The sequence below is a fragment of the Streptomyces sp. NPDC012508 genome (assembly GCF_042902595.1).
Classification (GTDB): Bacteria; Actinomycetota; Actinomycetes; order Streptomycetales; family Streptomycetaceae; genus Streptomyces.
Genome location: NZ_JBIBEO010000002.1, coordinates 129,579 through 153,174 on the forward strand (window position 1 = coordinate 129,579; position 23,596 = coordinate 153,174).

General features: G+C 67.4%; 19 protein-coding genes and 1 riboswitch. Of the genes, 12 read left to right on the forward strand and 7 right to left on the reverse strand.

Features of this window, described 5'->3' with window-relative positions:
- Positions 1–227 precede the first annotated feature (227 nt).
- Positions 228–2,939, reverse strand: coding sequence for an amino acid adenylation domain-containing protein (locus ACFY8U_RS06615; protein ID WP_389566528.1), 2,712 nt, complete (start codon positions 2,937–2,939; stop codon positions 228–230).
- A gap of 712 nt (positions 2,940–3,651) precedes the next feature.
- Positions 3,652–3,801: riboswitch (adenosylcobalamin (AdoCbl) riboswitch) on the forward strand.
- A gap of 411 nt (positions 3,802–4,212) precedes the next feature.
- Here ACFY8U_RS06615 and ACFY8U_RS06620 point away from each other — a divergent pair.
- The 9 genes from ACFY8U_RS06620 to ACFY8U_RS06660 all read left to right on the forward strand — a co-directional run bounded on the left by ACFY8U_RS06620 (position 4,213) and on the right by ACFY8U_RS06660 (position 13,446).
- Positions 4,213–5,460, forward strand: a complete 1,248-nt coding sequence (locus tag ACFY8U_RS06620) for an MFS transporter (protein ID WP_389566531.1) — start codon at positions 4,213–4,215, stop codon at positions 5,458–5,460.
- A gap of 8 nt (positions 5,461–5,468) precedes the next feature.
- The gene (locus ACFY8U_RS06625) at positions 5,469–7,187 is read left to right on the forward strand and encodes a condensation domain-containing protein (RefSeq protein WP_389566533.1); all 1,719 of its coding nucleotides are present in this window, start codon (positions 5,469–5,471) and stop codon (positions 7,185–7,187) included.
- A 43-nt stretch (positions 7,188–7,230) separates the two neighbouring features.
- Complete coding sequence (locus ACFY8U_RS06630; protein ID WP_389566536.1) at positions 7,231–8,061, forward strand: hypothetical protein; 831 nt, start codon at positions 7,231–7,233, stop codon at positions 8,059–8,061.
- A gap of 82 nt (positions 8,062–8,143) precedes the next feature.
- Positions 8,144–8,749, forward strand: a complete 606-nt coding sequence (locus tag ACFY8U_RS06635) for a hypothetical protein (RefSeq protein ID WP_389566538.1) — start codon at positions 8,144–8,146, stop codon at positions 8,747–8,749.
- 87 nt (positions 8,750–8,836) lie between these two features.
- On the forward strand, positions 8,837–9,850 hold the full coding sequence (galE, locus tag ACFY8U_RS06640) for a UDP-glucose 4-epimerase GalE (RefSeq protein ID WP_389566540.1): 1,014 nt from the start codon (positions 8,837–8,839) through the stop codon (positions 9,848–9,850).
- A gap of 66 nt (positions 9,851–9,916) precedes the next feature.
- Positions 9,917–11,089: a MalY/PatB family protein gene (locus tag ACFY8U_RS06645; protein ID WP_389566543.1), complete on the forward strand. Its 1,173-nt coding sequence runs from the start codon at positions 9,917–9,919 to the stop codon at positions 11,087–11,089.
- Positions 11,082–11,957, forward strand: coding sequence for an NAD(P)-binding domain-containing protein (locus tag ACFY8U_RS06650; protein WP_389568230.1), 876 nt, complete (start codon positions 11,082–11,084; stop codon positions 11,955–11,957). The genes ACFY8U_RS06645 and ACFY8U_RS06650 overlap by 8 nt, the downstream gene beginning before the upstream one ends.
- A gap of 53 nt (positions 11,958–12,010) precedes the next feature.
- Positions 12,011–12,763, forward strand: a complete 753-nt coding sequence (locus tag ACFY8U_RS06655) for a hypothetical protein (RefSeq protein WP_389566545.1) — start codon at positions 12,011–12,013, stop codon at positions 12,761–12,763.
- Between the two features lie 11 nt (positions 12,764–12,774).
- Complete coding sequence (locus ACFY8U_RS06660) at positions 12,775–13,446, forward strand: hypothetical protein (RefSeq protein WP_389566547.1); 672 nt, start codon at positions 12,775–12,777, stop codon at positions 13,444–13,446.
- Between the two features lie 1,479 nt (positions 13,447–14,925).
- Here ACFY8U_RS06660 and ACFY8U_RS06665 read toward each other — a convergent pair.
- A complete protein-coding gene (locus tag ACFY8U_RS06665; protein WP_389566550.1) occupies positions 14,926–15,780 on the reverse strand; it encodes an alpha/beta fold hydrolase in 855 nt (284 codons plus the stop codon).
- A gap of 1,023 nt (positions 15,781–16,803) precedes the next feature.
- On the opposite strand from ACFY8U_RS06665, the gene ACFY8U_RS06670 reads away from it, so the two are divergent.
- The 3 genes from ACFY8U_RS06670 to ACFY8U_RS06680 all read left to right on the forward strand — a co-directional run bounded on the left by ACFY8U_RS06670 (position 16,804) and on the right by ACFY8U_RS06680 (position 18,773).
- The gene (locus ACFY8U_RS06670; protein ID WP_389566553.1) at positions 16,804–17,175 is read left to right on the forward strand and encodes a DUF6349 family protein; all 372 of its coding nucleotides are present in this window, start codon (positions 16,804–16,806) and stop codon (positions 17,173–17,175) included.
- A 180-nt stretch (positions 17,176–17,355) separates the two neighbouring features.
- Positions 17,356–17,796 (forward strand): hypothetical protein, encoded by a 441-nt coding sequence (locus ACFY8U_RS06675; RefSeq protein ID WP_389566556.1) that lies wholly within the window; start codon positions 17,356–17,358, stop codon positions 17,794–17,796.
- A gap of 446 nt (positions 17,797–18,242) precedes the next feature.
- Positions 18,243–18,773, forward strand: a complete 531-nt coding sequence (locus tag ACFY8U_RS06680; RefSeq protein ID WP_389566559.1) for a barstar family protein — start codon at positions 18,243–18,245, stop codon at positions 18,771–18,773.
- A gap of 234 nt (positions 18,774–19,007) precedes the next feature.
- On the opposite strand, the gene ACFY8U_RS06685 is transcribed toward ACFY8U_RS06680, so the two are convergent.
- The 5 genes from ACFY8U_RS06685 to ACFY8U_RS06705 all read right to left on the reverse strand — a co-directional run bounded on the left by ACFY8U_RS06685 (position 19,008) and on the right by ACFY8U_RS06705 (position 23,573).
- Positions 19,008–19,472, reverse strand: a complete 465-nt coding sequence (locus tag ACFY8U_RS06685) for a suppressor of fused domain protein (RefSeq protein ID WP_389566562.1) — start codon at positions 19,470–19,472, stop codon at positions 19,008–19,010.
- A 200-nt stretch (positions 19,473–19,672) separates the two neighbouring features.
- Positions 19,673–19,804, reverse strand: a complete 132-nt coding sequence (locus tag ACFY8U_RS06690) for a hypothetical protein (RefSeq protein ID WP_389566564.1) — start codon at positions 19,802–19,804, stop codon at positions 19,673–19,675.
- Positions 19,805–19,901: 97 nt separating this feature from the next.
- Entirely contained in the window at positions 19,902–20,948 is a 1,047-nt protein-coding gene (locus ACFY8U_RS06695; RefSeq protein WP_389566566.1) for an ABC transporter ATP-binding protein, read from the reverse strand.
- Positions 20,945–22,552: an ABC transporter permease gene (locus ACFY8U_RS06700; RefSeq protein ID WP_389566569.1), complete on the reverse strand. Its 1,608-nt coding sequence runs from the start codon at positions 22,550–22,552 to the stop codon at positions 20,945–20,947. The genes ACFY8U_RS06695 and ACFY8U_RS06700 overlap by 4 nt, the downstream gene beginning before the upstream one ends.
- Position 22,553: 1 nt before the next feature.
- Positions 22,554–23,573, reverse strand: a complete 1,020-nt coding sequence (locus tag ACFY8U_RS06705; RefSeq protein ID WP_389566572.1) for an iron ABC transporter substrate-binding protein — start codon at positions 23,571–23,573, stop codon at positions 22,554–22,556.
- Between the last annotated feature and the right edge of the window lie 23 nt (positions 23,574–23,596).

The window sequence follows — 23,596 nt, forward strand, 5'->3', positions numbered from 1 at the left end:
GGGAGCTGTCAGACGGCCTACGATTGCGAACCTGGACCCGCGTGACTCCCTCCGCTGGCTGTTCGTCGAATCGGTACGCCCTCCACCACAAGGTGACCTGTGGTCGCGGCGACCGCGACCACAGGTCTTGAGTCCCCTACAGGTGCAGGGAGGCAATGCATCTATGTGTCCGGAGGGACTTGTCTCCTGTGGGAGGTCCCCAGCCGTCACGCATCATGTGCCGGTGCTCAGCGGGCGGTCTGCGGGAGGTTCTCCTTCAGTAGAACTGCACGATCGACCTTGCCGTTGACGGTACGGGGGAACGCCGGGAGCGAGACGATGCGTTCGGGCACCATGACCGACGGGAGTGATTCGGCGAGCCTCGTCCGCAGGGCGCGATCGTCCAGGGCGTGGGAGGTCGTCTCGGAGTCCGACAGCACGAATGCGATGAGCCCCGTGCTCACCTCATTGGGAACCACGACGGCCTCACGCACTCCCTCCTGCGCGGTCAACTGGGTTTCAATCGCACCGAGTTCGATACGGTGACCGCGCACCTTCACCTGGTGGTCCCGCCGTCCCACGAAGTCGAGAGTGCCGTCCGCGTTCCACCGGACAAGGTCTCCCGTCCGGTACATGCGCGCGTCCTCCCCGTCGGCGAACGGGTCCGTGAGGAAGGCACGGGCTGTAGCCTCCGGCCTGCCGTGGTAGCCGTTGGTGACACCAGCGCCGCCGATGTACAGCTCACCTGTGACGCCGATGGGCTGGGGCTGGAGCGCCTCGTCCAGTACGTACAGCCTGGTACCCGGAACGGGCTTGCCGATGGACACCGGTCCGGGCGCCTCAAAGCGGGCATAGCTCGCCCAGACGGTCGCTTCCGTCGGTCCGTACTCGTTGACCAGCGCCACCTTGTCGCGCCACAGAGCGAAGTGGCGGTCCAGTAGAGACTGGGGCAGCGCCTCGCCGGCGACGGTGACGGTCTCCAGGAACCGCAGCGATTCAAGCCCCAGGTGTTCTGCGGCATCGAGCAGGACCGCATACAGCGACGGCACGCACAGCAGATGAGTGGCGCCGTGCGTGTCGGCCAACCGGGCCAGCAGCCCCGGGTCACGCACCTCGTCCTTTGCCGCGACAACGAGATGCCCGCCCGACGTGAGCGTGCCCCAGACGCCGGCGACGGACGAGTCGAATGCCAGGGGAGAGACGAGAAGGAACACGGGAGCGCCCGGGTAGACCACGCGGCGGGCGGCGGTGGAGGCCGCGAGTTGGCGGTGCCCGACGAGGACACCCTTCGGCTCGCCGGTGCTGCCGGATGTGTAGATCAGGTACGCAATGTCGTTGAGCAGGGCCATCTCGTCCGTGCGTGAAGGCGTCTCTGCATCGTGGTTGGAGGCGGGCCGTCGTGACTCCGTCGACTGCGTATGCTGAACCGTGACGCGCGGGAGGCCCGGCGCGACCTCGCGACCCGCGGTCGCCGCGGTCACCGCCACGGCCGTGACCTCGGCATCCGCCAGCACGGCGGAGATGCGGTCGTCCGGGTGTGCCGTGTCCACAGGCACATAGGCGGCCCCGCAGCGCAGCGTCCCGAGGACGGCGGCGACCATGGCGAGGGAAGGCTCGGCGAGTACACCGACACGGCTCCCTCGAGAGACATCGACGGAGGCGAGTTCACCTGCGATGGCATCCGCCCAGGCGTCCAACTCTCCGTAGGTGATCGACGTGGTCCCGCTGCTCACGGCCACACGGTCCGGATGCGTCCGCGCCCACTCGGCGACGCTCACATGGACGGGCACTGGCGCCTCTGCCGGCAGCTCCTCACCGTGCCCCAGGGCGAGAAGTGTGTCCGTGCCGACGTCGGCCGCCGCCACAGGCCGCATGGGCGGAGAGCTGGAGATGGGAGGTGCCGCGACCGGGCTCGGGACAGGGTCGAGCTCCGCGAGGGACCGCTCGATCACATCCAGCGTTGGTTCGTGGCGCAGCATCTCGCGGTGGCTCACCGCTACGGGAACGGTACGGATGTCACGGAAGCCGAGTTCCGACCAGTCGCGGTCGTCCTCGGACATCAGCGCCTTGTCCTCCGGATGGTAGCGATCCGCCGTTGCGAACAGACGCACGGGGACGTCCTGGAGCTCGGGGCGGTAGCCGGTGACCGAGGTCCAGAGTGATCCGTACACGCGCAGGCGTGCCTCGAACGCTGCGAGGTCTGCCTCAAGGATGTCGACCCCCTTGTTCTTGAGTGCGTCGAAGACCTGAGCCACGTCCAACTCGGAAGCTGCCAGTGGCAATTGATCGCCCAGGCCTGCAGCGGATGCGAGGCCGGCCAGGCGCTCATGGATCAGTCGATCCAGGTCGAGGGGCCTGCGATAGAGCGAGGTGTTGAACAGCGAGACGGAAAGGATGTTCCACTCTCCTGCCCGCAGGGCTCGCGCAAGCTCGTAGGCGAAGGTGCCTCCGGTGCAGTAGCCACCCAGGTGCAGTGTGCGCGGCAGCGAGGAGTCCTCCACCACGCGGACGAAGTCAGCGGTCATCTCTTCCAGGTCGGTGAACGGCAGGCCATCGTTCGGATCGAGACCACGTGACTGAAGTCCGAACACCGGGCGGTCGAAGGGCGCCCCACCGAATCGCTGCAGACCGATGACCCCACCGCCACCGGAGGGGAGCAGGAGCAGGGGTGTCCCTGCACCCTCGTCGTTCAGGGTCACCAGTCTCTTGCCGGCTGCCGGGACGCCGTTCCGGATCCAGTTGCTGATTCCGCGGAAAGTCTGCGCGTCGAAGACGACCTGAACGGGAAGGTCCGTTTTGAAGGCCTTGCACAGGGCGGTGGTCAAGCGGGCGGCGGCGAGCGAGTTGCCTCCGGCATCGAAGAAGTTGGCGTCGAGGGACTGCGGCGTCGAGCCGAGCACACGGAACCACTGCGTTGCCACGACCACTTCCACAGCGTCGCGTTCGACAAAGCTGGACACGGCGGTACTCCCTTAGGTGAATGGGCGGATCAAGTCGGGATGCCGCCGGCATGCAGACGTGGTCTCCGTTGCATGGCGGGAAGGCATGGACCATGAGGGCCTGTTCGCCGACATCCCGTCGAAGTTGGCGCCGGCCTCGCATGAGGTGAAGTCTCATTGAGCTCGGCAGGCAGCCGTACATGACCAACGGCTCCGCTCATCCGTGGATGCGGATCCCGACTTGCGTTGCGCCGACGCGCCCTCGGCACTTTGTGCCCGCAAGGAACGCGGGACACCGGACCTCACAAGCATGATCAGTCACTCGCTGCGAGGCTAGCAGAGTGTTCGAACCGGAGACGTCATGCGGGGCGACCTCGGTGTGGCGGCTCGCGCAGCCAACTCAGCTGCCAAGCAAGCCACATCGACTTTACAAAGAGGTGATCGATGTGCAACGTTCATCTCAGGGTGCTCTGCGTGCAGCGGCTTCCTTGCAGTCGTGTTGGCCAGGTCAAGCCAGACACCGCAGAACAGCACACCATCGTTTCGGGGGAGACGCACTGAAGATGACGTTTGCACAGGCAAGGGCTTGTCGCCCTCGGCTCTCCCTTCAGTTCGGATCAGTCTCCGCCCTCGGAGGACACGGCTCTGAGCCATCCGCGTTCGGGACGTCCGATGTTCGAATCCCTGCTTCCATCGACTTCCCCGGGGAAGTCGGCTTGCGCGGGTAGGGGCAAGCAACTCATACAAGGCGGCAGGGTCTTGGAAGCCGGTGCGATTCCGGCGCGGTCCCGCCACTGTGATTCAGGTAGTGCCTGACAGTCAGGAACTTGCCTGCCGCCTTCATTCCACTGCTAAGGGACGTGGAGATCCCTGAAGGAGGCATCATGAATGGCACATTCCAGCAGCAACAGCCAGTAGCGCGGTCGAAGGCCGTCGTAGAGCGCAGGGCGCCCTGGCAGCTGCAGTCCTGCGTCGCACGTAGACGCATTCCACGGACCTGATCCGACGTCCCACCTGTGGGAGCGCTCAGGCCTGTTCCCAACCGTCGGGCTGTCACGCTCCGCCGTCCTGCTCAGACGATGCTGCTCTGCCCCGTTCCCGCCGCCCCGGGACCGGAACCTGCTGGGCGCGTGCCGCATGCCCGTGCGCTGTCTTCCTTCTGAGCTCTCGTCATACGTGCTCAAGACGAGCATTTGTCTCTGTCCCGGCGGTCGAGTTGAGCTGCCGGAAACTCATTCCTTGAGGGGCTGTACACCGTGCTCCGACCCTTGCCCCTCAGGGCAGGTCATCGACCATGACCGATTTAACCCGTTCGCCAGAGTCTACTCCCATCCCCCTCCGCAGGAACTGGAGGTTCCAGAGCTACTGGCTGGGCACGACCGTGGGCGCCATTGGTACGACCATGTCGCTGCTGGTGTATCCCCTGCTGGCTCTGTCTCTCACTGGTTCCCCGCTACTAGCGGGGCTGCTGGCGGCGACGCAGGCGGCGACGGCCGTCGTGTTCGGCATCCCCGCCGGTGCACTCGCGGACCGATTCAGCAGGCGCAACCTCCTGTTGTCCTCCGAGGCACTCAGAACCCTGGCAACCGGCGCGGTCCTGGCATTGGTGGCCACGGACGCAGTGAACATCGCCGGGCTCTTCGTCGCGGCTGTGGTGCTTGGGCTGTCCGGTGCTATCGGAATGCCTGTGCGACGCCTTGCGCTGCGCTCCATCGTTCCGGACGAGCAGCTGCGTCAGGCGCTCAGCCAGGACGAGGTCAGGGTCAACATCGCCATGCTCGCCGGCCCCCCGTTGGCCGGCTCGCTGTTCGCGGTCGGCTGGGTCCAGCCGTTCATCGTTGCTCTCGCCTGCTACGTGGCGTCGTTCTGCTCGGCCTGTCTGACCCGCCTCCCGGCGACCGGACAGCAGCCTGGTCCGCTGAAGGCATCGAATCTGTTCCGGGGGGCCATGGTTGGCCCCAAGGTCGTGTGGAACGATCCCGTTCTCCGCGCGGTGACGGGGCTGATGACGCTCGAGAACTTGATCTTCGCCGCACTCAACTTGATTCTGATCAACCACTTTCAGCAACAAGGTATTGACGCCCGCACCATCGGCCTTGCCCTGTCGGGAGAGGCGATCGGCTACCTCACCGGTGCAGCGCTGGTGACAAGGCTGCACCGGCGCTTCCGCCCCGGTCTGTTGCTCCTGGGCGTGGTGTGGACCTCCTTGCTGGTCACGGCGGCACTTCTGTTCGTCACCAGCCCGCTTGGGGTGTTCCTGCTGCTCTTAGTCATCTCACTGGGCAAGCCCGCCCTCTACGTGCTGATCGACGTCATCGTCTTCCAGCAGGTCGACGACAGCATCCGTGGGCGGGTCATCTCCGGCAGCTTCACTGTTCTGGCCGTCGGTGGCCCCATCGGCAGTGCGGTCGCTGGACTGCTCCTGGGTCACCTCCCACACGCGGCGTCGATCGGGCTCTTCTGCCTACTCCTCATCGTCCCGCTCTGCGCGGGGACCCTCTCGCGGCGACTGCGCCGCGCCGAATGGCCCGACCAACCGTAAGGATTGACGTGCACACCGAACCACAGGGCCTTGGCGCCCTCGATGCAGCATCGGTCGAGGAGCTCGTCCGTCTCCAGGCCGCAGATGTCCTGGGCCTCCGAAGGGTGGAGGCATCGGAGAACTTCTTCAACCTGGGGGGCGACTCGGTGCGGGCCGGGCGCTTGGTCATGCGCCTGGCGAAGGCGTTGCCCCGTGAAGCCGAGGTCGACCTGCAGGATGTCTTCGCCGCGGGCGACTTCCGGGAGCTGGCCCGGCAGGTCAGTAGCAGGCTGGGGGGTGGCGAGTCGATCGCCGAGCCCGGTGTCACGGTGGCCCACAGCCAGGAGGATGATCTGCTGACGACACCGACGGCCTCGAGCGGTCAGGGTGGCCGTCGGCCGGTACCGCTGTCGTACGGCCAGCTCCGCCGGCTCCAGCGGGACGCCGACTCCGGCGGATCTCGCATCGCTCACCACGTCTCCCGGACGTTCCGGGTCCATGGCCGGCTCGACCTGAAGGCTCTGCAGGCCGCCGCTCACGCGCTCGTCGAGCGCCACGAGTCCCTGCGCACGGTCTTCGACCTGGATTCTCGGCGCGGCGCACACAGCGCGCAGCGGGTCGACTCATGCCACCTGGACCTGTCCAGGCTCTTCACGGTGCGGCGCCTTCCCTCCTCCGCGGTGGCACAGGAAGAGGCGACGGTTGAACGCGTAGCCCTGTTCAACCTGTCGACCGAGGCGAAGATCCGCATCCTGGTCCTCTTGGACGACACCGCCGCCACCTTGGTTGTCACGGCAGAGCACCTCGTCTGCGACGGCGATTCCTTCACCGTCCTTCTTCGAGAGCTGGCGGCCCTCTACAAGGCCAACCTCGGGACCGGTCAGCCTTTCGGCGGTCTGGCCGCACTTCCGCCGCGCTGCTGGGCGGAGGAGGAAGGGACGCTTCATCTGCCCGCACTGGAGCGGCGTCTGGACCACTGGCGTACGCGACTTGACCCCTTGGAGGCCCTGCCCGAGGTCAGGTTGACCGGCATGCGTGACCCAGCCGTGTGGCCGACGACGGCCGCCCAGGTGCATGGCCGGCTGCCGGCCTACGTAGTTCGACGACTGCGGGAGACCTGCGCTACGCGGTCCTCGACGCTGTTCAGCGGATTCGTCGCCGCGCTGGCTATGGCCGTGCTGGCCGACACCGGTCACACCGTGCCCGGACTGGTCAGTCCGACGTCCGGGCGCCCGCCGGGGTGGGAGGACGAGGTCGACTGGTTCGCGACCTCGGTCATCCATCGCTTCCGCATCAACACGCAGTTGAGCGTGAGCGACGTCCTCGATTCGGCCAAGCAGTCCGTCGCTTCAGGTATCGCCAATGCCGTCCCGCTGCCGCTGTTGCTGGAGCACCTTCAGTTCAACCGTGACCTCGAGCAGCGCTGGCGGCCCTGGCTCTATCTGGCAGTCGACAGCGAAGAGGAAAGCCCCCTGCCTCTGCACGGCGTGGAGGTGGAGTCGCCGGTGGCAGACGCGCGATTGGCGCTGCGGGCAGGGCTCACCGTTCGCATCGAGATACGCCGCGAGGCCGGCCAGGACCTGGATGCTGCCGTGCAATTCCAGTACGAGCAAGAGGTGTGGTCCGCCGCGCGGGCCGAGGCATTCATGCAGACGCTGCTCGACATGGCCGCTCTGGTGGCGGAGAACCCTTCGGACATCGATGTCGCCACCCTGCTCCGCACGCGTCGCCCTCAAGTCGTCCAGTAACCACGCCCCGCGTCCTCCCACGAACCTGCGAGATGAAAAGTCCATGCCGGAGCATCCCCAGTCCCCAACGAACGCCCACGCTGCCGCCGACGGCGTGCGCCCTGTCATCCTCGTTCTCGACTTCCCCGGCCACCGCCCGGAAGCACGCCTGTCCGAACTGCGCTTGGAGGAGGCCGGATACGACGTGCGCGAGCTGTTGGTCCGGCCGCTGCCCAGAGACCTCACCGCCGAGGCGTACGCAATCCAGGCCTTGACCACATCAGGCACGGCACCGGAAGGCGTGCACGCGGTACTCGGGTACTGCATGGGCGCCTCTCTCGCACAGCGCGTGGCGTCCGTGACCTCGGCCGGCCACCTTCTCCTCTTCGACGCCGAGCGCGCGACGGAGGAAACGATCACAGGTGAACTGCGCAACGTCCTGCGCTCGTTCGACCCGGAAGCGGAGCTGCCTCCGTCTCTCAGCGGAGCCGAACTCGCCGGCGCTCCCGAGTCGTTCATGGAACGGATCGATGCCCACCTCTTCTCCGTGATCAGTGCCGCACTTCGGGAGGGGGACGACGGCCCGTACACGGACAAGGACGAAGACCTCACTGTTGCGCAGGTCGCCCGCGGTCTCATGGGCACCTATCTGGACTGGCTCGCCCATCTTGTCGCTGCGTCCGATACCAGTACGGAAGCCCCCGCGAGGGGGTCGGGCGGTTTGCTTCACGCCGTGCACGTGACGTCGTCCGGCCATCCGCTGCCCGAAGACTGGGCTGCCGTGACCGGCATGCCGCGCCATGTGGTGGAGACCGGACGGAACGACCTCGCCAGGACCGAGGAGACCCGAGCGCTGACCCTGCGCCTCCTGCGAGCCGAGCACCCTATGACATGAGTGCCAGCCGCCCACCGAAAGGCCGAACGTCAGCCGTGGCCGACCGTCAGCAAGCCAGCAGCTCACTCAAGGAGAAGGAGACATGCCCAGTCCGCTCGTCGGGATTCCCCAAGAAATCAGCATGGCAACGGCAACGGTCGCCACGCTCGGTCCCGTCGGCACGGACGCACACGCCGAAGCGGACCGCTTGTTCGGCGAAGTCTTACTGGCCGATTCCTTCAACGAGGCCATGGATCTGGGGCTCGCGGAAGGAGTACTGGTTCTCGTGGCTGCGGGGTTCCTGGAACGGGACGAGGACAAATTGGTGGACAGCTGGGTGGACATGCACTTCCGGAATCTCGACCGCATGCGCCTGCTCGCTACGTGGGAGAGCCCCACGAAGCCCATGTGTGTCGCATCGAACGCGGCTCGTGGAAGATCCCTGGAGAACATGGAGACGATCGCCCTCCATCCCGCGACCGAAGTATTCGCGCGCAGATTCGCTCCGCAAGCTGCGCGGAACTACTTCAACGCAAAGCCCACAGCAGCTCAGCGGGCGAACGATGGTCATGCGGACGGTTGCATCGGATCGGTCGACGTAGTGCGTGAGATGCCGAACCTCAGGATCCTCAGCACCTGGCAACCGACAATGGTGTGGTGTCTGTACGAGCCGTGTGGCTACCTTGCCAATTCTGATGAAAAGGCCTGACTTCCCCTTACATTAGAGTGATCGTCACACTAACTGGCGAGCGAATCCATACTAGTTCACTCATCGCATCTCGAACTTGGAGAGCATATGAAGGTCCTCATCGCCGGCGGCGCAGGCTTCATCGGAAGCACCATCGCGTCGGCCTGTATCGACGAGGGAATCGTGCCGATCATCCTCGACAATCTGGTGACGGGGCGGCGCGAGTTCACCACTGGGCGCGCCTTCTACGAAGGCGATATCGCCGACGGCCCCCTCATCGATCAGATTTTCGCGCAGCACCCCGACATCGATGCGGTCGTCGACTGTGCCGCACTGATCGTCGTCCCCGAATCTGTCGCGGAACCGCTCCGTTACTACACCGAGAATGTCGCCAAGGGGATTCTCTTCCTCGGCCACCTCGCCCGGAACGGCTGCCGTCGGCTGATCTTCAGCTCCTCGGCGTCCATCTACGCCACGGGCTCGGACTTCGCCGTCGACGAGGACTCGCCGCTCGATCCGCTGAGCCCCTACGCCCGCACCAAGGCGCTTTTCGAGACCGCGCTGCGGGACATCAGCTCCACGGGAGAGCTCGGCGTCGTCTCCCTGCGCTACTTCAACCCCGTCGGCGCCGACCCCAAGATGCGCTCCGGACTTCAGGTGCGCCGACCCACCCACGCCCTGGGAAAGATGATCGAGGCCCGCGAGCTCGGCGAGACGTTCCAGATCACCGGCGTGGACTGGCCCACCCGGGACGGCTCCGGAGTCCGCGACTACATTCACGTCTGGGACCTCGCCCACGCCCACATCCAGACACTGCGTCGCTTCGACACACTCTTCCCCACGGAGCCTCAGTCCTCCTACCAGGTCATCAACCTTGGAACCGGACGCGGCACGACCGTCCGTGAGCTCGTCGATGCATTCGCCTCGGTTACAGGCGCCCCCCTGGCCATTCAGGAGACCGACCGTCGGCCCGGCGACAACGCCGGCGCCTTCTCCCACGGCGACCGAGCCGCGGAACTCCTCGACTGGCGCCCGCGCCACACGGTCGAGGACGGTATTCGCGATTCCCTGACCTGGTTCGCCACGCGGGACACCGTCATCGGCCCGGACACCCAGGGGTAAGGCGACATGAACGCAGACCAACGACCGGGCATAGGAGGAGCTGCTCCGCCGCTCGGTACGTCCAGCATGTCCGCATCCGACGGACCAATACCTCTCCTGGCGGCGAAATACCCGGACGCGATCGGCGCCTGGGTCGCCGAGATGTCGTACGACGTCGCCAGGCCTATTCACGAGGCGGTGGCGCGGGAACTACAGGCCGAGACTCTCGGCTACAACGACCCGGTGAGCCTGGAGCTGGCACGCGAGTCGCTCGTCCGATGGATGAAGAGCAGCTACGACTGGTCCGTGCAGCCCGACTCCATCGGGTTCGTCAGCGACATCGTCACCGGCTTCGGCGCCGTCCTCAACAACTTCCTGCCTCCTCGGTCGCACGTCGTGGTCCCGACACCGGCATACGCACCGTTGCTCGATGTTCCGGCCATGTTCGGCCACACCGTCGTACGGGTCCCCTCGCTCGTCGACGGCCCGCGTCAGCGCATGGACATCGAGGGAATCCAACGAGCCCTCGAAGACGGCGCGCGCCTGGTGGTCCTGTGCAATCCGCACAACCCCACGGGCCGAGTGTTCACCGTCGAGGAACTTACCGAGCTGGCAGACCTGGTCGAACGCTTCAGTGCTCGAGTGTTCAGCGACGAAATCCACGCTCCACTCACCCTTACGACGGTCCCTCATACTCCGTACGCGAAGGTGAGCGCCGCATCGGCCGCCCACACCATCACGGCGACCTCGGCGTCCAAGGGTTGGAACATCGCCGGCCTGAAGTGCGCCCAGTTGATCTTCTCGGCACCACAGGACGCCGCGCGCTGGAAGCACACGGCCGGCTTCTTCGTCAGATCCGTCTCCCGGCTCGGAGTGAGCGCGCTCCGCGCTGCCTACGACCACCCGGAGTCCCAGCTCTGGCTCGACACGGTTCGCGCACGCCTCGCCCGAAACAACGCCCTCGTCGCCGAAACCGTGGCCGCTCGGCTGCCCGAGGTCATTCATTTCCCCGCGGAAGCGACCTACCTGGCCTGGCTGGACTGCCGCGAGCTGGGGTTGGAGGAGCCGGCGGCCTTCTTCAGAGAGCACGTCGGACTCGCCATGACCGAGGGAACGGAGTTCTCAGCGCCAGGCCACCTCCGCCTGAACTTCGCGCTCCCGGAAGACCTGCTGGCCAAGGCGCTCTCGGCTCTTGTCCGCGGAGCGGAGATCCTCCGAGCGGGCCGGCATCACGAAAGGGGCTCAACCCAGCATGCTTGATGTTCTCGTCGTGGGGTACGGCGTGATGACTCGCGGGATCCTCCCCCACCTGCTCCGTGCGCAGGACCTCTCGGTCTCACTGATGAGCCGCCACCTGTCCGAGCCCCCGCACCCCGAGGTCCGGCTGATGCAGGAAGGGGACCTGACGCCGAGCGCCCAGGCCGCTGCTCCCGGATACCGGCCCGACGTCATCCTCGGCTGTTTCGAGGACGACACAGCGAGCCGCGATTTCTGGACCTCCGGCCCGGTCGGTGCGGTCATCGCTCGCAGCGGAGCGGCCTGCATCGAGATGTCGACCCTGAGTCCGACATGGATCGACGCCTGGCACGCACTTGTCCGCGAAACCGGCGGCGTGTCCGTCGAATGCCCTGTAACCGGTAGCCGCGACGGAGCAACCGGCGGAACTTTGTCTGCCTTCCTCTACCAGAGCGTGCAGGATGCCCGGGCAGAGCGGGTTCTGGAGACGTTCACGCAGCTGCGCTACACCTTCGCCGCCGCAGGACATCCGACGCGTTTCAAACTCGTCTACAACGCCTGGGGAGCGTCCCTGCTGCATTCCCTGGCGGCGTTCGTCCCAACGCTTCGTAGGACGCTCGGAGACGACTTCGACGTCGCGGCCCGCATCATCTCGAACGACGGATGGATGTCCCTGGTCTGCGCGAGCAAACTCGACCGGATGGTGGAGGCACGCTTCGACGACCCGGACTTCGCTCTCCGCCACATGGTCAAAGACCTCACGTACGCACACGAGATCATCCCGGCGCCGCACCACCTCTTGGACCTCGTCCACAGCTCGTACGTCGACGCGCTGTCGGCGCACGGCGGTGATGCCGACTACACGGCCGTCACCTGTTCGGAGCAGATATGAAGACGGACGACCTGCCCCATCTCCGGTCGCGGCTGACGGAGGTGTGCCGGAGCGTGACCGCCGCTTCCGTCGCTCTGTCAGGTTCCCTCTCCCGCGGTGAGGCTCGCATCGTCAATGGGTTGGTCGTGTCGGACCTGGACCTGATTCCCGTCGTGGCCACCGTCGCGGACGCCGCCCTGGCGCGCAAGCAGCTGGCGCCAGTGCTGCAGGAGCTGGCGGACTACTACTCGATCACGTGCACCGCGGCTCTCACCTTGGAAGAGAATTTCATCCGCGTGCGCCATGCGGGATACGTCACCAGCATGGCGGATCAGCCGTTCGTGTGGGACCCCCTGGGCGTGCACCTGCGATGGCGAAATCAGAAGTCGCTGTGTATCGAGCCCGAGGAGGGCCGTCCGGACGATGTACTCCCATGGCTGGCCCAGCCCGTGACGTACTACGTGGCCAAGGCCGGTGCCACCGCTCCCGAGGAGAACGTGACGAAGGCGGTCCGTGCCGTCCTCCGTCTCCTCGATGAAGCCGGGTGGCCGGTCGGCATCGACCTACCTGCTGCGGAGGCCCTCGACGGCGTGCGGCAGACAGGCCGCACTCTGCGTGGCATGGCCGATGCGTGCCTGCGCGCCGTACGGGACGCCGCTGACGCTCACCACGTCACGCTGCTGCCCTCCTCGCAAGAACTCCTCGCACGCTGTGGCACCTCGCACAGTCCACAGGAGACGTTCCACGCCGTACGAGAACTGGCGTTCCTCGAGAACCAGGGCCTGCCGTTCCAGCTGTCCGCGATGACGGCCCGCCCCGCCCATTGAGAGAGGATCACATGTCCGTCATCCTGCCCAACTCATTCGCCTGTACGGCCCGCACCGCGGTGCTGAGCGCCCCCAGGCCGATAGACCTCCGCCCGCTGGCCCAGCGTGGCCTGCCCGGCGAGATTACTGAACAGCTCGGAAGCGTGTCGAGGTTCCTGGTCACCACGTCACGCGTACATTCCTCCGTGTCCTCGGAGCACTTCATCGACTTCGCCGAGACGCTTGTGAAGATCCCTGTCCGGCTCGACTCCCAGGACTTCCTCTTCCCGGTGGTCACCTACGTGGACCACGAGTACTCCTTGATCCGCGGCTATCTACTCGGCTTCCACAAACTCTTCGCGGCCGGCGCTCACGGTGAGGCTCTCCCAACTGTGACGGTCGGCGGCCTTGATCTGGACCTTCGAGACCTGGGACCGGCGGCGGGCGACGAGAACGACCTGCCGCCCGAGCAGAGCCTTCCGTTCCTGCTCTGGACCGACTACGCCGTCGCGGAGGCAAAGTCCCATGGCTGGCGCACACTCGTCGTCGACGAGTACGTGCGGACCGACCTGACGTTCCTCCACCATGCCCGCGAGGAGCAGATGGTCGGAGGGGCAAGGGCCGCGGTGCTTTCGCTGTACGAGGTCACTGACCAGTTCGTCATCCCTGGCACACAGGCGCTCGAGCGTTCCGCGCGGGGCTGAAGCGTGTTGCAGAAGGCTTCGGTTGGGCATTTCCCCTGCAGGCGTGGGGTGTTGAGGCGTGTGGGAGTGGTCCTGCACCACGGGATGCGGGACCCGGCCGCGGGCGGCTTCGGGGGGCGACCGCCGCTCGCGAGGCGTCAAGGCACGGGCGCGGCCGCGCAGTTGAGTACGGCGCTCTCTGCGCGGTCGAGGGCCCGGTAGAGGACCGCTACGAGCCAGGCACGTATCGACGTGGTCGAGGGTCCTGCCGTTGCGGTGAGGAACGGCCAGTCGGCGTGCGGCCTCCTGGCCGGCCATGCGGCCGAGCACTGCGGCCTCATGTTCGCCTGGAAGGCTCACGCACACGGTCCCGATCTCGCGGGGAAGAAGGCGGATGTGCCCGGTGAGCTGGAGGGACACGCGGTCGAGCTCTGCCGGTGGCGGCGGGGGGCCGCCGGTCCGCCGCCGCTTCAGCGCTTGCAGGACGAGGCGCTCGATCCGCTGGCGGTCGAGCGGGACGTGGTCGCCATGCCCGGGCATCGGGGTCGGGGATGACCCTGCGGTACGCGACGGGCAGCGGCCGCGGCGAGCAGTGGTTCGAACCTGGCCGGCTCTACGGCTCCACGCTCACCGACGGCGCCGAACCTCTCTCCGTCTGCCTCACCCTCGCCCTCGGTCTCGGCGCCGGCCGCCTGCCACCCCTGCTCCGGCGGGCCAGCGCCTCCCGCACCGGCCTGACCGCCCGCCGTTCAGCCCGGCACACGCTGATTGCCTTCGCCGCCTTGTCCCTCATCCTGACGATCCTCGGTCTCGGCGCCGCTGCCCTGGTCTACGCGAAAGAGATCACCACGCGAGGGGGAACAGGGCGCCCCCGCCCTGTTCCCCCTCTTCGACACGATCACCGGCCCCAACGAGGGGGTGTTCGTCACCGCTCTCGGCGGCATCTCCAGACTCACGCTGTCCGCCGCCGCGTCCCTCTCCCACGACCTTCGCCCGTCCGCCGGCGACCGAAGCGAGGAGGCACAGGTACGGGCGACGCGCTGGTGGATCGGCGCTGTGGGCCTCATCCGCGTGGCACTCGCAGTCCTCCTGCCCGCCTGGAGTGCGAGTGGCCTGGTCCTACCAACTGCTCACAGGGAATGCCGGGGGCGCCTCGTGGAAGGCACGGGACGCCCGGCGGGCAAGGCGTCAGGTCTGCGACGAACGAGATCGCGCCCCCTGCCGGGATCACAGCCAGCGCCATGTCACGTTGGGACCCGAGCGCTGCTACTGGAGCAGGTCAGGCGTACGGCAGCCCCGATCTCAGTCCGGCCGCCGAGGCGAGACGTCATCACCCCAGACGGTTGTCACCACCTGCACGCCCGGATCATCGGAGGGACAGGAAGTCAGACGGCTTTTTCAGCGTGTGTCACCGGGGTCCGTGCCGCCGGCCGCGGCTGCAGGGGATCAGTCGCCGTGGCCTGGGTGCCACTGCCGGGCCCTGCCCTGCGTGCTTCCGCACTATCGCTCAAGTGCGGCGAGTTCACCCAGGACTCTGGCCGCTGGTACCGGGTCGACCAGCCACTTCAGGTGGCTGCCCTCAAGGGTGTGAACGTCGTACGGGTTGTCCGGTGTCAGCGCGTTACCTTCGCGGATCAGCCGGTCCTGTAGGGCCAGGGGCAGGCTCGCGTCGTCGAGCAGGCGGATGTAGGTCTTCGGGATGCGGCCCCAGGTGGCGGCCTGCGCCCTGTCGGCGGAGCCGCCGGCATCCAGGTTCTCGTCGGGCTGGAAGGTGTTCAGGAAGGTGAGGAACTGCTCATCAGTGCCGTCGGCGAAGAAGGCCGCCTTGAACGCGGCGAGCGCGTCCGGGTTCGCGGTGCGGAAGTTGACTCGGAGCAGGCCGAGGTCGGCGGGGTTCCCGGCCAGCGCCGAGGCGAAGGCGGCGGGGTCGACCCCGGCCATCTCCGGCTCGGCGTAGTAGTCCCCGACGTCGAGAGTGACCGGGCACCAGGCCGAGACGTAGACGATGTGGTCGATCAGGTCCGGGCGCAGGTTGGCCGCGGCCGTGGCCGTGATCCCGCCCCGGCTGTGGGCGACGAGGATCACGGGGCCGTTCCGCTTGGCCCGTTCCAGGATCCCGATCAGGTGCGCGGCGTTGTCGGCGAGGGTGACGCCCTTGATCGCGCCGGGTGAGGTGGCGAGCCCTTCGAGGTCTTGGGGCGCCTGGTATGCGGGCGTGTAGGTCGCCCCGAAACCGTGCCCGGGCAGGTCGACGGCGACCGAGCGGTGCCCGAGGAGGCCGAGTTCGGCCTGGAGGGGTGCGAAGGAGAAGGAGTTCGCGAAGGCTCCGTGAACCAGCACGAATGTCGGTTGCATGTGTCTACTCACTTTCTGGTGTGGTGCGACGTCGGCAGCACGCGCGTCCGTCGGTCCGGGCTCGGAGCCACCTGCTCGAACCCGGGCGGGCAGGGCCGGAGCGGGCGTCGCGTCCGAGCGCTGCCCTCAAGGGGCCGAGGCCGTGCGCTCCCCAGCGCGGTGCGCGTGCCCATCGCGAACTCCCCCACCACCCCCGACACGCGCGTCCGCGTGCAAGTCGAACTTCAACGACTCCAAGTTAATGATCATCAAGTTGGATGGCAACGAGCAAGATTCAATGCAGAGGACAGGAACGCGTCGGATCGATCATGTCGCGGAAGGGTCACAGGGCCCGTTCGAATCAGACCTTGACCTCAGTGGGCTGGGGTTCTGCGTCGGCATCAACCTGACCGCCCGATCGATACGCACGGGCGATCGTCGATCGCCATGGAGTGGGGCGATCATGAGCAGTGCGGCCTCGCGGACGACGCGCATCACGTACCGCTCCCGCAGTAGCCACTGCACTCGCCGGCGGGTCGATCCGGCTGGCCACACAAGGTGACGCCGGCCTGTGCGGAAGGGCTGTCGAGCGGGTCGCCGGTCCAGGAGATCGCCGGTCACCAGGTTTGATCCAGCCGTAGATGGGTCCTGCCCAGCAGTAGCAGGAATTCAGCGCAGACATACTGAGCTGCAACGGATGGATCCACTGACCGTCAGCCAAACACATCATCTTTCACCGTCGTGGTGGAGGACGAACTCGCGCGGCGGGACGTGAGACGCCCTCAGCACCGCCGCGGCGTCGGGCGACCAGGAGCCGCTCAACTGCTCCTCGAGGCCGGTACAGCAACGTCCATCCGGCTCACTAACTGCTGACCCGGCCGGATCTCCGCCCCCGCACCCTTGTCGGCGGAAACCTCAGGCCCGTTGCGGAGTCCTGGGTAGCGCCATCAAGTTGCGCAGACCCCGGATTCACTCGGCCCTGCGGCGACGTGCCCGATCCTGCTGCCCGGCACACCGCCACCTCTCTGACCCGCGCCGTAGCCGATGCCCGGTGGGTACATCGAGGCGCCCTGCCTCGCCTCCCCCTGGAGAAGTGAGGAGCGACCGCAGCGTGACGAACCGATCGAGGGCGCCCACGACCACACCCACCCCGGCTGGCGCGACCTGACGATCTCCGCGTGGTCACTACGGGCAAAGGACGGGCGACCTGGGCGAGGCACGCCACGGCTGTCTCCCCCGGCTGGGGGTTCAAAGTCAGCGGGCCGCTGCGGCTGTACATCGACCCGCCGTTCGACCGCCACGAGCCCGGAGCCGCGCCCGGCGGAAGGCTCATCCTTTACAACGCGCGCCCGAGGAGACCTCAGCCGGATCGCGATCAGCTCCTCAGGGAGTAGGAGGCCAGGCCCGACGGCATGAGGGCAGACTTGGGCCGACGAGTCGGCCATGAGGCTTGGCCTCCAGTACCGGGGCGGATCCTCTCCGCTGAGGCGGAACCTGGACTGCATTGGGGTGTCTGCACCGCTCTAGGCCCGGATCCGCCTGCTCTCACGTGCGTCGCGTCAGGCCATGCGGCGGCTTCACATACGCCAGAGGTCCATGCCTCTTGCAAAACCGACTACGATCACGCCGGCCACGCCGCGCCAATACCAAGGTTCGCGACGCCTGCCGGGCCGCTCAGAGGAACGGCAGCCTCTGGATCCTCAAGAGCGGCTCCCTCGTGACGAGCAACAAGTGAAAATGAAACACCGCCGCACGATCGCCGAAGGCGTCCTCTTCCTGCAGGTCGCCTATGCGGCGATCGCAGAGATCTTCTTCGCCATCTCCCTGGTGGACACTTCCGAGATCGATCACACGGACCCGCCCGCAGCGGGAGGAGCGTTTTACGTCGCCGCCGAGGTAGCGGTGCTCGGAGTACTGCTCTTCGCCGCCTTGGTGCTCGCGGTGCCAAGAAGTTCGAACGACTGGCCCGACCGGTCAAGCGGACACTCTTCGCGATCGTCGCCCTCCTGGAGACCGCGATCATCGCGGGAGTCCTGATGAACATCGTCTCTCAGGCATTCGGGCCTGACGAGATGCTGAACGTCGTCATGATCATTCTCTGTGGCGCCGCAGCATACCTCTCGGCAGCTGAAGTCCTCCGGAGGGGTAGCGACACGCACTCTCGTCGTCGTCCTGCGCCGAACGCCGACCGAACAACCCCCGTCCCCTACTCCCTTCCCCAAGACGCCACGCGGCTCAGCCCGGCCCGATCAAGGCCCCGCAACGCACGCCAACCTCAAGACCTTTCCCGAAACGGCCAACCGGATGCCAGCCGGTTCCGGCCCAACAGCGCTCCGCAGCAAGGGAACTAGCCAAGGAACCTCGTCCGGCGCCCTGCGCTCCCGGAGGGGTGCCGTCGCCCCACTACACTCTCGACTACCATGCGCCGCCTACTGCTTGGGTGTGTTCGTTTGGATCACGTTGAGGTTGCGTCAGTGTTCGACATGAGTAGGCCGCAGGCCCCGTGGGTGGTCTTCGGCTCGCAGCGCGCCGTCGAGATCGAGGAGCAGGTGGCGGCGTTGGAGGCCGCCGGGGGCAGGTCCTACCATCTCCAGGCCCGGGACTTCACCGACATGGTGAGCACCTGTGACGCCTTCGCCGCCGCACTCGGGTTCCCCGGCTACTTCGGCCGCAACTGGGACGCACTGGTCGACTGCCTCGACGACTTGCATGTGCACGAGACCGGCGGCGTGGGCATCGTCGTGGTCGTGCACGGCGCCGACGTCCTCCTTGACGCGGAGGACCTCAAGGTCCTCATGACCACGCTCTGCCTGGCGGCGGACCGCGCCAACACGGACGTCGACCCCGACGGTTGCCCCCGGGAGCGCCCGGTGGTGATCGAGCACTTCGTTTTCCTGCTGGACGAGGTGGAGGTGGAGCAGGTCGCCGCACAGATCGAGGACCCGGACCTCGTGGTCGAAACTGTCGATGGCTTCCTCACCGTGACCCTGAACCTCGCGGTTTGGCGTCCGTGACGAGGTCGAGCGGACGATCAACCGGCTCGAAAATCACCGGGCCGCCGCGTTCTCGTTACGACCGCACGCACCTACCGCCACCATGGCCGCCATGCGCCTTCGGCTATCTGAATTCCTAGGCGGTCTGGCAAGCGTTACAGACGAGCCGGCTTCGCACTCCTTTGCCAGCGAGTGCTGCTCGCCTGAAGTTGTCCGTCAAGGAGTCATCCAGATCAAGGCTGCTGCCCTCCCAGATCAGATTGCCGGGCGACGCAGCACGTCAGTGGGCTCCCAATCGCGCTTCCAGAAGGCTTCAAGGCCGCGCTCGTTGATGAACTGCCGCTCCACCTCGTGGATCGGGTACATCCCTTGGATGTTGATCACGTCGTGACCCTCGTGTCCTGAAACGCCAACGTCGATGCCCAGGTAGTCGTCTCTGTCGAGGACCATCGGCGCGAACACGCAGAATGCCGTCGTCTCCGACTCGGGCACGATTCGCTCGCCGAAGTCGATGGTGCTGCCGTAACTGAAGGGGCGGGTGCCACGAAGCTGCTCGGCGAGGAAGCCCAGCGCGTGGGCCCAGATCACGTTGGTCGAGTTCACGCTGAGACAGAGTTCCGGCGACCCGTGCTGCCAGTCCGGATGCTCGGCCAGCGACAAGCCGTAGGTGAGCGTCGTGAGAAGCCCGTCCGGCAGGTCGTCGTACACGATCTCCGTCACGCCTCGCAGCCCCTGTCTGGTCGACTCGACGGGGAAGAACCGGGGCTCCCTTCCTCCGGAAAGCCGATCAAGATGGGCGAGGTACTTCTCTACGCGACGGGCCATGCAACCAGCCTGCACGATCGCTCACTCGTGCACGCCGCCGGGGGCGCCACGAGTAGCGCTTCGCAACAGGTCCCCAGAATTGAGCCAGAACCATTTCACTTGAACGAAGCCAGGTCGGCGACCTGGCCGTTGCGGTCGGAGGTCTTGGCGGCCTGCATGGCGCTCCACGCGACCCCAGCCGCTGAACGCAGAGCCCCTGCGGCTGTGTCGCTTTCAACGCTGTCCATGGGGCATCCAGCCGCGTCCTGGGGCTGAAGGAGGATCAGCCAGGAACGGCATACTCGTCGCCGAGCCGAAGGTGTTCGCGCTGGACAACCGTCTTGATCAGGCGGGCACTGCGTGCAAGGTGGCTTCGCCCGTGACGCGGATGCCGATCCTGCCGCCCGGGCGTACTTGGAGCGGGCCGGGGGCGCGGATGTCGATCGGCTGGTCCAGGCCGTCGACGGTGACGGTGACCATGGAGTCATGGCCGAAGAAGCAGACGTCGGTGACAGTGCCCTCGGCGGTTGCCGTGGTCGGGTCCGTGAGGTGGAGCTGTTCGGGGCGCAGAAGGACAAGGCCTTCGCGCAGACCGACTGGCGCTGCTACGAGAGGGATCCGGCCCAATATCGTGGTGGCCGTGTTCTTCTCGGCTGTTCCGGTGAGGAAGACGGCGTCGCCGACGAAGGAGGCCACCCACGGGTCGGCGGGGCGCTGGTAGAGCTCTTCCGGGGCAGCGCACTGGGCTACGCGGCCGTCGCGGAGCACGGCGACGGCGTCGGCCGTGGACAGGGCCTCCTGCTGGTCGTGGGTGACGAGGACGGCGGTGGCGCCGCTGGCCTGGAGTACGGCGCGGACCTCCGCGCGCACAGTTCCGCGCAGACCGCTGTCGAGGGCGCTGAACGGTTCGTCCAGGAGGACGAGATGGGGTTCGGGGGCGAGGGCGCGGGCCAGTGCGACGCGTTGCTGCTGTCCGCCGGAGAGTTCGAAGGGCATCCGGTTGCCGTATCCGCTCAGGCCGACGAGGTCCAGCATCTCGGCGACGCGCTTCGTGCGGGCGCCACGCTCGGTTCGGGTCAGGCCGAAAGCGACGTTGCGAGCCACGCTCAAGTGGGGAAAGAGCGCGCCTTCCTGGGGGACGATGCCGATGCGGCGGCGCTCGGGCGGGAGGTGGACGCCGGGACCTGCGAGGGTGCGACCGGCGATGGTCACGGTGCCCTGGTCGGCGCGGAGGAAGCCGGCGATCACGCGCAGCAGAGTGGTCTTGCCGCAGCCGGAAGGACCGAGGACGGCGGCGAGGTGCCCGCCCTGGACGGTGAGGTCGAGGCCGTCGAGAACAGCGGTGCCGGGGCCGTAGGACTTGGCCACGCCGCTGACCTGGAGGTCGTTCATGTGCGGTGCCTTCCGAGGAGGTAGGAGGGGACGGCGGCGAGCAGGATCAGTGCGGCGGCGTAGGGGGCGGCGGCAGCGAAGGACCCGGTGCCGGTCTCGGTCCACAGACGGGTGGCCAGGGTGTCCATGCCGGTGGGGCGCAGCAGCAGGGTGGCGGGGAGTTCCTTCATGCAGACCACGAAGGTGAGGGCGGCTCCTGCGGCGACGCCGGGTGCGGCGAGTGGCACGGTGACCTCGCGCAGTACGCCGAGGGGGGTGCGGCCGAGGGAGCGGGCGACGTCGTCCAGGACGGGTGGGGCCTGGAGTACGGCGGCGCGCGTGGCGGCTACCGCCACGGGCAGGAAGAGCACGGCGTAGGCGCAGATCAGCAGCGGGGTTTCCTGGTAGAGCGGCCGGGCGTAGCGGACCGCGAAGAAGACCAGCGCGAGTGCGACGGTGATGCCGGGCACGGCGTGGCCCGCGTACGCCGCCTGTTCCAGGAAGTGAGCGAGCCGCCCCCGATGGCGGGCCGCGATGACGCCGACCGGCAGGGCGAGCAGGGTGGTGAGCGCGGCGCCGGCCGCGGCAACACCGAGGGTGGTGAGCGCCGTGCCGGTGAGGGTGGTGGGGTCCCAGGTCGCGGAGGAGCCGACGGCTAGCCAGTACCCGAGCGTGGCCAGCGGGAAGCCGACGGCGGCCGCGACGACGGTCCCGCACCAGGCGAGGGCGGGCAGCCGCAGCCGGCCGAGCGCGACGGGGGTGGCCCTGCGAGCGATTCCCGATCCGGTTCGGGAGTAGCCGGCGCGGCCACGGGTGCGGGTTTCCGCGGCGACGAGCGCCACGGTCATGAGGACGAGCACGGCGCTGAGCGCGGCCGCCGGAGTGCGGTCGAAACTCGCCCGGTAGGAGGTGTAGATGCCTCGGGTGAAGGTGTCGTAGCGCATGAGGGACACGGCGCCGAAGTCGGAGAGCACGTACAGCGCGACCAGCAGTCCGCCGCCCGCCGCGGCGGGTCGGAGCTGGGGCAGCGTGACGCTCAGGAAGGTCCGCAGCGGGCCACGCCCGAGTGAGCGCGCGACCTCCTCGTGCCCGGGGTCGGTGCCGCGCAGGGCGGCGGCGACCGGCAGGTACACGTACGGGAAGCTGGCGAGGGTCAGCGCGAGGGCGGATCCCGCGAATCCGGCGAGCGAGGGCGCGGCGGAGAGCCAGGCGAAAGCGGTGACGTAACTGGGGACGGCCAGGGGCAGTGTGACGAGGACGGACCAGGCGGGGGCGCCGGGAAGCGCGGTCCGTGTCGTCAGCCAGGCCAGCGAGATGCCCAGGAACAGGCAGGCAGCGACGACGGTGGCCGTCAGACCGAGGCTGCGCAGGAGGAGTTGCGCGGTGCGGTCACCGGCGATGACGTCCCAGGCGAAGGCCGGGCCGTGTTCGAGAGCACGTACGGCGAGGTAGCCGAGCGGCAGGACAGCTAGGGCTGCGGCGAGGCAGGCGGGCACGATCAGGACCCACGAGGGTCTGGCTGCTTTGTCGGTACGGCCGCCGGCACCCACCCGCCCGGCGAGCGCTGGGGCGCTGGCCGGGCGGGCGTCGCGACGCGTCCGGATGGGCGAATCCGGTGAGGTCACGTCAGACCAGTCCGGCTTCCTGGAGCATGGCCAGTGTTTCCTTGAGCGAGTCGAGCTTGCCGAGATCGATCTTCGGCGGCTGCAGGGTCTCCAGGGGTGGCACGCCGGCCGCGGTCTTCACTCCGGCGGCCAGCGGGTATTCCTTGGTCTCCTCGGCGAAGTAGCTCTGGGACTCGGCCGAGAGCAGGAAGTCGACGGCCTTCTGGGCGTAGGCGGCCTGCTTCGCGTCCGCGCCCTTGAGGATGCCCACGCCGGCCACGTTGACGAGGCCGCCGGGGTCGCCCTTGGGCAGGAAGTGGACCTTGGCGTTGACCTTGGCCTCGCCCTTCTCGGCAACCTGCTCGAACCAGTAGTAGTGGTTGATCAGGCCGAGCGAGACCTCGCCCCTGTCGACGGCCTCCAGGACTTTGAGGTTGTTCTCGTACGACTTGGGCTCGTTGGCCTTCAGGCCCTTGAGCCAGGTGCGGGTGGTCTCGTCGCCCTCGAGAACACGCATGCCGGTGACGAAGGCCTGGAAGGAGGCGTTGGTCGGGACGAGGCCGATCTTGCCCTTCCACTCGGGCTTGACCAGCTCGTGCACGGTGTTCGGCACAGCGGTGACCTGGCCCGGGTTGTAGGCGAGGACGCGGACGCGGCCGCTCACGCCCGTCCAGTCGCCGGCGGAGCCGCGGTGGGCGGGGTCGACCTTGTCGAGGGTTACCTGCGGAAGCGGCGCGAGGCGCTGTTCCTTGGAGAGCGCGCCGAGTGCGCCGGCGTCCTGGGAGAGGAACAGACCGGCCTCGGTCTTGTCTCCCTCTTCGAGGAGTTGCGCGGAGAGTTCGGCGCTGTCGCCGTAACGGACCTCGACGTTGGTGCCGAGATGCTTCTCCAGCTTCTCGATGAGCGGCTTCACGAGGTTCTCGTTGCGGCCGGAGTAGATGACGAGTCCGGCGGGTTCATCGCTGCCGCAGCTCGCGATCGCGGGAACGAGCAGGGCTGCCGCGGTGAGCGCGGTGAGCGTGCGAGCCATGGGGCGGCGCATGAGTGGAGATGCCTTCCTGCCGT